This window comes from Asaia platycodi JCM 25414 (genome assembly GCF_000614545.1).
Taxonomy (GTDB): domain Bacteria; phylum Pseudomonadota; class Alphaproteobacteria; order Acetobacterales; family Acetobacteraceae; genus Asaia; species Asaia platycodi.
In genome coordinates this window covers 102125-113702 of the sequence record NZ_BAKW01000002.1, presented here as the reverse complement: position 1 = coordinate 113702, position 11578 = coordinate 102125, and the positions used below count along the sequence as shown (strand labels likewise).

11 protein-coding genes and 4 pseudogenes are annotated in these 11578 nt (G+C 61.4%); 10 read left to right on the top strand and 5 right to left on the bottom strand.

Annotation, left to right across the window (positions count from 1 at the left end; translation table 11 throughout):
• Nucleotides 1-15 precede the first annotated feature (15 nt).
• Genes folE through folP form a run of 3 tightly spaced genes read right to left on the bottom strand, consistent with a single transcriptional unit; the run spans nucleotide 16 to nucleotide 2419 of the window.
• Nucleotides 16-672 (bottom strand): GTP cyclohydrolase I FolE, encoded by a 657-nt coding sequence (gene folE / locus JCM25414_RS02560; protein WP_081775762.1) that lies wholly within the window; start codon nucleotides 670-672, stop codon nucleotides 16-18.
• Nucleotides 669-1547, bottom strand: a complete 879-nt coding sequence (gene folK / locus JCM25414_RS02555) for a 2-amino-4-hydroxy-6-hydroxymethyldihydropteridine diphosphokinase (protein ID WP_025840627.1) — start codon at nucleotides 1545-1547, stop codon at nucleotides 669-671. The genes folE and folK overlap by 4 nt, the downstream gene beginning before the upstream one ends.
• Complete coding sequence (gene folP, locus JCM25414_RS02550; RefSeq protein ID WP_242403287.1) at nucleotides 1544-2419, bottom strand: dihydropteroate synthase; 876 nt, start codon at nucleotides 2417-2419, stop codon at nucleotides 1544-1546. Before folP ends, folK begins: the two co-directional genes overlap by 4 nt.
• A 140-nt stretch (nucleotides 2420-2559) precedes the next feature.
• Here folP and JCM25414_RS23590 point away from each other — a divergent pair, with 140 nt between their 5' ends.
• Nucleotides 2560-2871: a hypothetical protein gene (locus tag JCM25414_RS23590; protein WP_199897573.1), complete on the top strand. Its 312-nt coding sequence runs from the start codon at nucleotides 2560-2562 to the stop codon at nucleotides 2869-2871.
• Between the two features lie 133 nt (nucleotides 2872-3004).
• Here JCM25414_RS23590 and JCM25414_RS02540 read toward each other — a convergent pair whose 3' ends face one another.
• Nucleotides 3005-4102, bottom strand: coding sequence for a branched-chain amino acid aminotransferase (locus JCM25414_RS02540; protein WP_025840625.1), 1098 nt, complete (start codon nucleotides 4100-4102; stop codon nucleotides 3005-3007).
• 200 nt (nucleotides 4103-4302) lie between these two features.
• Between JCM25414_RS02540 and panB the strand changes: the two genes are divergently transcribed.
• The 7 genes and pseudogenes from panB to JCM25414_RS02510 all read left to right on the top strand — a co-directional run bounded on the left by panB (nucleotide 4303) and on the right by JCM25414_RS02510 (nucleotide 9390).
• Complete coding sequence (panB, locus tag JCM25414_RS02535) at nucleotides 4303-5121, top strand: 3-methyl-2-oxobutanoate hydroxymethyltransferase (protein ID WP_025840624.1); 819 nt, start codon at nucleotides 4303-4305, stop codon at nucleotides 5119-5121.
• Nucleotides 5118-5171, top strand: a pseudogene (locus tag JCM25414_RS26355) (hypothetical protein); the annotation flags it as partial. The gene panB and the pseudogene JCM25414_RS26355, both read left to right, overlap by 4 nt.
• Nucleotides 5172-5232: 61 nt before the next feature.
• A pseudogene (locus tag JCM25414_RS26350) lies at nucleotides 5233-5322 on the top strand (pantoate--beta-alanine ligase); the annotation flags it as partial.
• A 73-nt stretch (nucleotides 5323-5395) separates the two neighbouring features.
• Nucleotides 5396-5958: pseudogene (locus tag JCM25414_RS16365) on the top strand (4-phosphopantoate--beta-alanine ligase).
• 110 nt (nucleotides 5959-6068) lie between these two features.
• On the top strand, nucleotides 6069-6797 hold the full coding sequence (locus JCM25414_RS02525; protein WP_025840623.1) for an SDR family oxidoreductase: 729 nt from the start codon (nucleotides 6069-6071) through the stop codon (nucleotides 6795-6797).
• A 342-nt stretch (nucleotides 6798-7139) separates the two neighbouring features.
• Nucleotides 7140-8335, top strand: a pseudogene (locus JCM25414_RS02515) (PepSY-associated TM helix domain-containing protein).
• Between the two features lie 194 nt (nucleotides 8336-8529).
• Entirely contained in the window at nucleotides 8530-9390 is an 861-nt protein-coding gene (locus JCM25414_RS02510) for a glucose 1-dehydrogenase (RefSeq protein ID WP_025840620.1), read from the top strand.
• 16 nt (nucleotides 9391-9406) lie between these two features.
• Here JCM25414_RS02510 and JCM25414_RS22205 read toward each other — a convergent pair whose 3' ends face one another.
• Nucleotides 9407-9532: a helix-turn-helix domain-containing protein gene (locus JCM25414_RS22205; RefSeq protein ID WP_081775760.1), complete on the bottom strand. Its 126-nt coding sequence runs from the start codon at nucleotides 9530-9532 to the stop codon at nucleotides 9407-9409.
• A 533-nt stretch (nucleotides 9533-10065) separates the two neighbouring features.
• Here JCM25414_RS22205 and JCM25414_RS23265 point away from each other — a divergent pair.
• Both JCM25414_RS23265 and JCM25414_RS02490 read left to right on the top strand, forming a co-directional pair.
• Nucleotides 10066-10242, top strand: a complete 177-nt coding sequence (locus JCM25414_RS23265; protein WP_159101695.1) for a hypothetical protein — start codon at nucleotides 10066-10068, stop codon at nucleotides 10240-10242.
• Between the two features lie 352 nt (nucleotides 10243-10594).
• Complete coding sequence (locus JCM25414_RS02490) at nucleotides 10595-11560, top strand: thiamine pyrophosphate-dependent dehydrogenase E1 component subunit alpha (protein ID WP_025840619.1); 966 nt, start codon at nucleotides 10595-10597, stop codon at nucleotides 11558-11560.
• Nucleotides 11561-11578: the final 18 nt, after the last annotated feature.

The following is an 11578-nucleotide window of genomic DNA, read 5'->3' as shown; positions in this document are numbered from 1 at the left end:
ACAGCGGCGTGAGGCTCAGCCCTTGAGCAAAGACATGATCTCGGCACGTAACGCAGCATCACGCTGCCAGGTGCCACGCACAACTGTCGTCACCGTTCGGCTGCCGACATTGCGGATGCCGCGCATGGCCATGCACATATGCTCCGCCTCGACCAGAACCATGACGGCCTTGGGTTCAAGCACCTCGATGATGGAGGCGGCAATCTGATCCGTCAGACGTTCCTGAAGCTGCGGACGACGCGCCAGCACGTTCACGGTGCGCGCGATCTTGCTCAGCCCGGTCAGACGGCCGCCCTCGGGCAGATAGGCCACATGCGCCTTGCCGAAAAACGGCAGCAGATGATGCTCGCACATCGAATGAAACCCGATATCGCGGACGATCACGGCACCTTCATGCTGATCGGCCAGAAACTGCTTGTGCAGATGCTCGCGCGGGTCTTCATGCAGACCGCCCAGCACGTCAAGATACATGCGCGCCACGCGGCCCGGCGTCTCGAACAATCCTTCACGGTCGGGGTCCTCACCCAGAGCCTGAAGGATCTCACGCACTGCACCGGCGATGCGCGCTTCGGCATCTTCGGGTCTAGCGATCGGTGCGATGGGGCGCTCTCCACCCTGCCCCTTGTGGCGGGCGGCATCCAGCGCCACGAGATCGGCAGTCGGTTTGGTCATTTCTGGTCCTCGGCAATGCAAGACGGGTCTTTCGCGCAGGGGACAACGTCATCAGCCTCGCGGGGGAGCCTGTCCAACATGTCCGAAACGGAAAGTCCACTGATTTTCTGTTCGGGCGCGATTTCTGCAAGGGGAACGAGCACAAAAGCCCGCTGCGCGATGCCGGGATGCGGCAAGGTGAGCACAGCATTATTCATTTCATGCGTGCCCAGATAAAGCAGATCGACATCCATTGCTCTCTGCCCCCAGCGCACGGACGGCACGCGGCCGAGCCGGGTCTCGATCTCCTTGCATACGCGCAAGAGCGCCATCGCATCGAGACTGGTATGCCCGGTGACGCAGAGATTATAGAAATCAGGCTGTTCTACCCCGCCCCACGGAGCCGTTCGGTAAAAGCTCGAAACAGCGTCGATTTCGAGCCCCGGCGTCAGGCCGAGCCAGGTGACGGCAAGATCCAGAGCGCTTTTGCGATCGCCCATATTGCAGCCGAGCGAGAACCCGACCGGCAGGCGGCGCTCCTTCGTCGTCTCGACGCTGACCATGCCGAAAGGATGGGCAATGGGTGCGCCGGGTTTGCTGACACGAACCGTCAGCCGCGCAATTGTTGGAAAATGCGCCAGAAGATCCTGCGCGATGCGATCGGCGAGCGTCTCGATCAGACGCACCGGTTCGCCTGCGGCCAGCGCCACCACCCTTTCGCAGAGCGCCGCGTAACAGACCGCAAAACGATAATCGTCGTCTCTCGTGGCAAGTGCAGTGTCGACCGTGACCACCAGATCGATCAGGAATTTCTGCCCGAGCTGCGTTTCCTCCGGCAGCACGCCGTGCCGACCGAAAACATGAATCCCGTCGAGACGGATAATCGACTGGGTCATGACGGCATGGGCCTCTCTTTTTTCGGGGTTGGCGTACCGAACAGCGTGGCGATCCGCACAGCATCGACATGGGGCGCCACGTCATGAACGCGCAAAATGGAGGCCCCCTGTGACATGCCGCAGAGATTGGCAGCCAGCGTTCCGGCCAGACGCTCATCCACTGCCCTATTGAGCAGACGTCCAAACAGCGATTTGCGCGACAACCCGAGCAGCACTGGCACGCCATATTCTGCCCGCAAAGCGCTGATCAGCCTGATGCTTTCTAAATTTTGCGGGTCTGTCTTGCCGAAGCCCACGCCGGGATCGAGCACGATATGCTCGCGCCGGATACCTGCGCGCTCGGCCTGAGCCATGATCGCATCGAAACAGCGCCGGAATTCATCATGCAGATCGAGGCCCGGATCAACCGTCTCGCGATTATGCATCAGCACGGCCACGGCGCCGGTTTCGGCCATGACCGAGGCCATGGCAGGGTCACGCCGCATTCCCCAGACATCGTTGATCATGACAGCCCCTGCTCGGACGGCCTCGCGCGCGACACTCGCTTTATAGGTATCGATCGAGAGAAAAGCGGGGCGATCAGCCAGAGCGAGAATGACCGGACGCGTGCGAGCAATTTCCTCGGAGGCTGGAACGAAGTCAGCGCCGGGCCGCGTCGATTCCCCCCCGATATCGATCAGGGCCGCGCCTTCGGCCACAAGACGGCGTGCGTGGGCGGTAGCCTGATCGGGCGCGTCATGCCGCCCCCCGTCGGAAAATGAGTCAGGGGTGGCATTGACGATGCCCATGATCAGGGGAGCGCAAGTCTCATGCGCGCCCCGTATTGCTGTGACGAGCGCATCGCGCCTGCCCTGCCATTGAGCCCTCTGCACCGCGGGACCGACCGCTTCCATAACATCCATTCAAGTCGGGACTAAGAGAACCCCGCTCATAAAGTATGGGAGCAGGCAGGTCCAGAAAAACGAACCACGCCCTGCCGCCGCTGTTTTAACCGGCAAGAAGGAGACGCATCATGGCCAACGACCAGTTCGACACACCCCTTTTCGACGGTGAAGACAACAAACACCAGAGCGCCCGCGCCCTGGCAGAAGCAGCACTCCGCGCGGAAGAAGAAGGCGATCAGGAAAAAGCCGAGCAGCTTTTCCGTCAGGCTGAAGCCGCCGACCCGTCAGCGTTGGAAAGCGTCCTGCTTGAACGCCGCAGCGAGCATCCTGGCTTCAGCCCACAGCCTGCCTCCAAAGATGAGGAAGTAGCCGCCATGAGCCGAACGATGACTTCTGAACGCCACAGCCCGCCCCCAGAAGCAATCGACGAAAATTACTGATAGCGAGAGTGGACGCGAGGCTAAGCCCCGCCGAGACCATTGCCTGCCAAACGGGCTTCGAGGAGAGTTCAAGCCCGTTGGCGAAGCCGCGGGAGGGTTTCGCTCTCCCTAAATGGACAACCGGATCGCCAGATCAGACGATCGAGTGAATCCATCCATGGGCATCATTTGTCTTGCCCGCCTGTATTTCAGTCAGCGCCTTCTTGAGGCCGAGCGACACTTCTCCCGGGTTCTTGCCATCGCCAAAGACTGCCTCGCCACCCGTGCGACGCAGCGAGCCGATGGGGCTGATCACAGCAGCCGTCCCGCAGGCAAAGGCTTCCTTGTAGCGGCCTGAAGCGGCACCCGCGAAAATCTCGTCAATCTCGAGCGGGGTCTGCTCGATTTTCAGACCGCGATCCTTTGCAAGCTGCAGGATGGCGTCCCGCGTGATGCCGGGCAGAATGGTGCCGGTCAGAGGCGGCGTAACCAGCGTGTTGTCGTCACGCAGGAACATGACATTCATGCCGCCCATTTCCTCGACGAAGCGCTGCTCGCGACTGTCGAGGAACAACACCTGATCGCAGCCATGGGTCTTGGAATCACGCTGGGCCACGAGGCTTGCCGCGTAATTGCCGCCGCATTTGGCGGCACCCGTGCCACCGGGGGCGGCACGGGTATAGTCTTCAGACACCCAGACCGACACGCAGCCCGAGCCGAAATAGGCACCGACGGGGCAGGCGATAACCATGAACAGATATTCGGAAGCGGGCTTCACACCGAGGAAAACTTCGGTCGCAATCATAAACGGACGCAGATAGAGGCTCTTGCCCTCGCCTTCGGGCACCCAGTCGCGGTCGATCTTCACCAGTTCGTCGACAGCCTGCATGAAGATTTCCTGCGGCAGATCGGCCATGGCCATACGCTCGGCAGAAGCGCGAAAACGCCTGGCGTTCTCTTCAGGACGGAAAGCCGCGATACCACCGCTTTCGGTGCGATAGGCCTTCATACCCTCGAAAATCTCCTGCGCATAATGCAGAACGGAAGCGGCCGGATCGAGCGAGATCGGCTTGCGGGCGGTGATTTTCGCATCATGCCAGCCGCGGCCTTCGCTGTATTTCACGATAGCCATGTGATCGGTAAACACGCGGCCGAAAGCGGGGTTAGCGATCAGCTCTGCACGGTGATCCGCAGGGGTCGGATTGCTCGTGGGCTCGATGGTAAATTGCAGCGCTGCGCTTTCGGAAACCATGATCTGTTCCATCTTCAGGTCGATTGTGACGGCACTCTATCCCGTTCGCCGCATCTTGACACCCTTTGAAAGGGAGAGAGAAGAACGCGACCTGTGACTGACTGCATCGTGATGGCCGGTTTTTCCGATAAGTTGGCGCCTTGGCGCAGACGCCCGGCTCTGCGATCACGCGGCAGGCAGCAAGATTTGAGAGGGCCTTCATGAGCGCATCAACCCCCATCCAGACCCTGACACCTCTGGCCATACGGGACCGCAAAGGCAAGGAGCCTGTCGTCTGTCTGACCGCCTATACCACCCCGATTGCGAAGCTCGCCGATGCAGCCTGCGATGTCGTTCTGGTGGGAGACAGTGTCGGCATGGTGCTGCACGGTTTGCCTTCGACACTGGGCGTGACGATGGAGATGATGATCCTGCACGGCAAGGCGGTGATGCGCGGCGTGAGCCGGGCGCTTTGCGTGGTGGATATGCCCTTCGGCAGTTATGAAGAAAGCCCCGCGCAGGCTTTTCGCAATGCGTCGCGCCTGCTGGCGGAAACCGGCGCTTCTGCCGTCAAGCTCGAAGGCGGCGTGCATATGAAAGAGACCATCGCCTTTCTCGTGGCGCGCGGCGTGCCCGTGATGGGCCATATCGGTCTGACGCCGCAGGCAGTAAATGTGCTCGGTGGCTACAAGGTTCAGGGCCGCAATAAGGACGCACAACGCGTGATCGACGATGCACTTGCTGTTGAAGAGGCAGGCGCCTTTGCCATCGTCCTGGAAAAACTGCCGCGCAGCCTCGGGGCCGATATCACGAACCGCCTGACCATACCCACGATCGGCATCGGCGCCGGGCCGGAATGCGACGGGCAGATTCTGGTGATCGACGACATGCTCGGGCTTTTTGCGGATTTCAAACCGAAATTCGTCAAACGCTACGCGACGCTCGCCAAACAGGCCGAACAAGCTCTTGCGGCCTACGCACAGGAAGTCCGCAGCCGGGTATTTCCCGGCCCCGAGCATAGTTTCGGAGACCGGACATGATCATCCGCGATATCGCGGCTCTGAAACGAACCGTCAGGCAATGGAAGCAGGCAGGCGAAACGATCGGCCTCGTCCCGACCATGGGCGCCTTCATGAGGCCATCTCAGCCTGGTGACACAGGCGCGCGCCCGGACGCAGCGCGTGATCGTCTCGATTTTCGTCAATCCGACCCAGTTCAACAACCCGACCGACCTCGCCACCTATCCGCGCACCGAGGCGGAAGATATCGCCCTTCTGCGATGTGGACGCCATTTTCATCCCTACCGCCGAGGCCATGTACCCCGAAGGGTTCAGCAGCACGGTCAAGGTCAGCGCCATGGCCGAAACGCTCGAAGGCGCGCACAGGCCCGGCCATTTCGACGGCATGGCGACAGTCGTCACCAAGCTCTTCTCCCTTTCCGAAGCCGATTATGCATTTTTCGGGGAAAAAGACTGGCAGCAATTGCAGATCGTCCGGCGCTTCGTGCAGGACCTCAACCTGCCGATCGAAATCGTGGCATGCCCGACCCTGCGCGAGGCAGATGGACTGGCCCTGTCCTCTCGCAACAGGCGTCTCTCGCCTAAAGCCAGAAAAAACGCCCCTGCCTTCATGCCATTTTGCAGGAAATCGCGACTACCATCAGACAGGGCCAGCCAATCGCAGAAGCCCTCGATAACGGTATGAAGTCACTCATCGCCGCCGGGTTCGGCCCGATCGACTATCTAGCCTGTTGCGAGGCGGAGAGCCTGACTTCGGTGAAGACTGTATTCGCGACAAAATATGACAATGGTGCGCTGCGATTACTGGTGGCCGCTGCTCTCGAATCTGTGCGCCTTATTGACAACATCGTTATTTAGAACCTCCAAACGGACATGCGAGACTACCCGTATAGTGAGGCGCGACCTGAATGTCGGGCCTCCGGTGCCCTCCTTGTGGGTGGCACCGATGCACAAGAAGGTATGCAAGCATGTCGCTTCCGCTTCAGGACAAGATCGCCGCCGTAACGGGCGGAGCTTCCGGCATCGGTCTGGAATGCGTCCGTCACCTCATCGCCAATGGCGCTGTGGTGTATATTCTCGACCGTGACAAGGCCGCCATGGACAAGGCGCGCGCCGAGCTGGGCGACAAGCTGCACGGCGTCGAGGTCGATCTCTTCCGCCATGCCAGCATCCAGCAGGCCGTGGACACGGTTCTGGCCGAGCAGGGCCGTCTCGACATCATGTTCGCCAATGCGGGCTCGTATGTCGGTGGCAATGCCTGGGAAGGCGACCCGGATGTGTGGGACCGCATGCTCAACCTCAACATCAACGCGGCTTTCCACTCGGCGCGCTGCGCCATGGTGCCCATGATCGCGCAGGGCAGCGGCGATATCGTCATCACCAGCTCGGTCGCAGGCGTCGTGCCGATCGTCGCAGAACCGATCTATACCGGTTCGAAATACGCCATTCAGGCCTTTACCCATACCTGCCGCCGCCAGCTTGCTCCGCACGGCGTGCGCGTCAGCGCCATTCAGCCCGGCCCGGTCGTCACGCCGCTCATCAATGACTGGGACCCCGAGCGCCGCAAGGCCGCTCTCGAAGGTGGCGGCATGATGCAGCCCTCCGACGTGGCAGAGGCGCTGATCTTCATGCTCACGCGTCGCAAGGGCACGGTCGTGCGCGATCTGGTACTGCTGCCCAACGGCTTCGACGTCTGATACGTCGCTTCAGCGATCCCGCAAGGCGCCTCGCGCCTGTGGAAAGACCGATAGAACCCCGCCTCTCTGGCGGGGTTTCTGTTTTCAGACGTCTGATATCATCGAGTCACGCGTGCGAATGCCTCCGGTAGTCACGCCGCTGCCATTGCCTTATCCCAACGTTGCGATTGACTCTCAGTTGCGCGGTCTCTAGAGCCTGTGCCGATCCCGTGGGGTCGGAGCACAGGCTTGTGGCAATGGAGTGCGCCAATCCTCAGCAGATCAGATCGCGCCGTGCCGCGCCCAAAGACAAGAGGCAAGGGTGAGAGCCCTTTCTGGCCGCTGCGCCGGTCACGCAGCGCGATGGTGGCCCTGCATCGCTATGTCGGGCTCGTTCTGGCGCCGCTTCTGGTGGTGATCGGCCTCACCGGCAGTATCAGCGTGTTTCGCACCGAACTCGACCGGATGCTCAACCCCGATCTCTGGACCACCCAGAGCCAAGACAGGCATCTGCCGCTTTCGGCACTGGTCGCCGCCATCGCAAAGAAGCATCCCGATCAGCCCTGATCGCGCTTGAATACCGCCCCGCCCCCGGTGGCACGCTTCACGCCTATCTCACGCCGGCTCTAACGCGGTCAGGCAAATCGAGACCCGACGAGATTTTTCTCGACCCCGGCGATGCGCATGAGCTGGGGGCGCGCGTGGCCGAGGGGTGTTGCCTCAACCGGCGGGTCCTGCTGCCTTTTATCTATCGGCTGCATTACTCGCTCGCGGCTGGCACGACAGGTCTGTGGATCGTCGGTATCACCGCATTGATCTGGACACTCGATTGCGTCAACGGCCTGCTGCTGACCCTGCCCCCGGTGACACCGCCCTGGCGCAGGGGGTTCTGGCGCGGCTGGAAACCGGCCTGGCAGATTGCCCATCCCAAAAATGCCCTGCGCCTGTTTTTCGACCTGCATCGCGCCTTCGGCCTTTGGCTCTGGGTCCTGCTGCTCGGCATGGCAATAAGCGGTGTCGCGCTGGCTCTGGGGCCACAGGTTTTTCAGCCCGTTGTGCGCACGCTTTTCCCGGTTGCACCGATAGCGCCCGAAATCCCCCTTCCGCGCGGTCCACATGCACCGACGCTTGATGAGGCCGAGGCCCTCGCAAGTCAAAACGCAGAAAACCGGAACTGGAAGGCGCGCCCCGCCGCCATGATGCTGACCCATGCACCGGAGCGGGCGCTTTTCTATCTTTTCAGCGATACGGGGCAGATCCCTGCCGGCTTTGGCAGCCCGCTCATCACCATCGCCCTCGATACGGGTGCCACAGTGCAGGCCAACGTGCCGCCCGAGGGCAAGCTGGGCGATCTCATTCTACAATTGCAGGACCCGTTCCATAGCGGGCGGCTTGCCGGATTGACCGGCCGCATACTCGTCTGCGCGAGCGGGTTGGTAACCGCCCTGCTGTCGATCACCGGGGTTCTGATCTGGGAGCGTAAAAGACGCGCCCGGCGCCGTGCGCGCCTTAAACAGCCCCGCCCCGTTCCGACAAGGCAAGCTGCCGGAAACGGCTAAGCAAGGGGCTCGGAGCGTGCGAAAGACCCGACAGACACTGTTCCGATGACGCTCGCATACGCGTTCTTGCTCGGTCGAAATCCGTTCACAAAACCTTGAGCGCAACGCGAAACAGGAACATCCGCGGCTGGATCGGCTTTCTCACATATCCGTGAAAAACTGCCCCTATCGAGGAGCAGAGCAGGAGCCACCCTATGCCCGACCAGATTCCCCCCCAGTCGCAATCTCACCAGCCAGGCACGGAAGCGCCTATGCGCCCCGCCGCCATTCATATTCGCGAAACCTATCGCGGGAGCGGCAAGCTTGACGGACGCAAGGCGCTCATCTCCGGCGCCGATAGCGGTATCGGCAGGGCGGCGGCATTGCATTTCGCGCGCGAAGGGGCCGATGTCGCCATTCTCTATCTCGAGGAACACGAAGACGCGCAGGAGACCGTGCGCCTGATCGAAAAAGAAGGCCGAAAGGCGCTCGCCATTGCCGGAGACATAAGATCGAGCGCATTCTGCAACGACGCGGTCGCCCAGACCGTCGAAGCATTCGGCGGCCTTAATATTCTGGTCAATAACGCAGGCTGGCAGGTGGTCAATCAGGATAGCGCGACCATTACCGATGACGAATGGCAGCGTCATATGGACACGAATATCAACGGCTATTTCTTCCTTACCCGCGCCGCACTCGCGCATCTCGGCAAGGGAAGCGCCATCGTCAACACCTCGTCGATCAACGCTTACCGGGGCAGTGCGGGGCTTTTGGCCTACTCGACTACGAAAGCCGCCGAGATGGGCTTCACCCGTGCTCTGGCGCTCGAACTCGTCTCGAAAGGCATCAGGGTAAACGCGGTGGCTCCGGGCCCGGTCTGGACGCCTCTGCAACCTGCCAGCTGGGGGCCGATCGACCCCGAGCAGGTTTCGGAACTCGCCAATTCCGTGCCGATGGACCGTTGTGGCGACCCTGCCGAACTCGGCCCGGCCTATGTCTATCTGGCCAGCGAAGACGGGTCTTTCGTGACCGGGCAGACCCTGCACGTGAATGGCGGCACCATCATCAACGGATAAGCCTGCCGCAAGGCGTTCAGCCGTTTTCGATTCCGAGCGTCTTGATCTTGCGATGCAGGGTCGAGCGGCTGATCCCAAGGATGCGGGCTGCCGGGGCGATCTTGCCCTGGGTGAGAGACAGAGCGTCTTCGATGGTACGCAATTCTGCCTTACGAAAATCGGGGCGAGAGGCTCATCACCGATCAGCGGGCCCGGCCAGAACTGGGCCCCTTCCGGAGTCTGAACGCTCGGTAGCGCTCGGTCTCTGGCCGAACGGCTGGCACCTATGATCCGACCTGTTTCGTCGAGCGCGACCAGAGGCTGGGACGGCCCCTCGCCGCCCTCAAGCAGCAGAACGCGCCCCCTACCGAACCTGTTCTGAAACAGCCGACATTCGATAGCGCGGGCTGCGTTCAGCAGCAGGGCTTCCATGATGCCGGAATCTTTCGGATCGCTGGCAAACAGGCTCACATTCAGCGCGCCCGCGATCTGGCCCTCGGCATCGAAAAATGGCATTGCCGTGCAGGTCAGGCGATGAAGGGCATGGCACCAATGCTCGCCCCCGCTGATAGTGACTGCCTTTCCCTCGACCAGGCAGGTCCCCAAGCCATTCGTGCCGGCTGATGCCTCTGTCCAGATGGCGCCCGAGCGCAGATTCCATCTTCTCGTACGCGCCTCACCCGCCTCGCTGCCACGATGGGCCACGACCACACCGTGCGGATCGGACAGAAGAGCGACATATCCCAGAGGCACGACCAGACGGGCGAGATGATCCAGTTCGATACTGGCCGCACGCATGGCGACCCCCATGGTCACGCGGGCCTGACGCAACTCGGCAGCGCAAAGCCTGTCATTCAAACTGGCGCTCCGTGACGCAAGCCCCCCGTTACGGCTGCACCGTGCCCAGGACTCCCTCAGCATGGCGGGCAGAGACACCGGCATATCGCGACGAATGACTGCATGGACCATGACGCTTTCTCCAGATCAGACCCGGCCGCTCCCCCTGGCTGTTGCCCATGACCCCTGCCTGACTGGCGCAATTCTGCGACAGTTCTGACTCGATGATAACACTTAACTGTTATTGATAACGTTTAAATGTTCTCAATCCGCTCTGCCCATGATGACCCTGTCCCGATCGGAACAGGCATCCCCCGATCGGGATCGCCTCGTTTCCCGACTCACAGAAGCTGGCGCTGCATCCTGCGCGCCAAGGGGAGAGTGTCTCATGCAGATTTCCCGTGACGTCCTTCTGCATTCCTATCGGGCGATGCGCACCATTCGCGATTTCGAAGAGCGATTGCATGTCGAATTCGCAACCGGCGAAATTCCCGGCTTCGTGCACCTCTATTGCGGCGAAGAAGCCTCTGCGGTGGGCATATGCGCGCATCTTAGCGAGACGGACACGATTGCCAGCACCCATCGCGGTCATGGCCACTGCATTGCCAAGGGCGTGGCCGTCGAAGGGATGATGGCCGAGATCTACGGCAAGAAAACCGGTGTGTGCGAGGGCAAGGGCGGGTCGATGCATATCGCCGATCTGTCTCTGGGTATGCTTGGCGCTAACGGAATTGTCGGGGGCGGACCGCCGCTGATCTGCGGGGCTGCCCTGTCGCACAAGCTGCTGAAAGATGGCGGTGTGGCCGTCGCCTTTTACGGTGACGGGGCCTCGAATGAAGGTACGACGCTCGAAAGCCTTAACCTCGCGACCGTCTGGTCTCTTCCGGCGGTCTTCGTGCTCGAAGATAACGGCTATGGCGAAGCGACAGCTTCCTCCTATGCCTGCGCCGGTTCGCAGCGCGCCCGGGCCGAAGGGTTCGGCATGCCCTATATCGAATGCGACGGGTCTGATTTCTTCGCCGTGCATCAGGCAGCGGGAGAGGCCATCGCCCATGCGCGCTCGGGCAAGGGCCCTGTCATGATGCATGTCCATCTGGCGCGCTGGTACGGGCATTTCGAGGGCGATGCCGCAAGTTATCGACGGGCGGAGGATGTCACGCAACTACGCGCCGAGAAGGACTGCCTGAAGCGCTTTCGCGAGCAGGTAACCGCCATAAGCACGATCGAGACTTCGGAACTCGACGTCATCGACAGCGCCGTGCGTGCGGAGATCGAACAGGCCGTCAGCAAGGCCAAGGCCGCCCCCGTGCCGGAAGCCGCCGCTCTGCTCGATAATGTCTATGTCAGCTACTGAGCCTGACCCTGTCAGGTA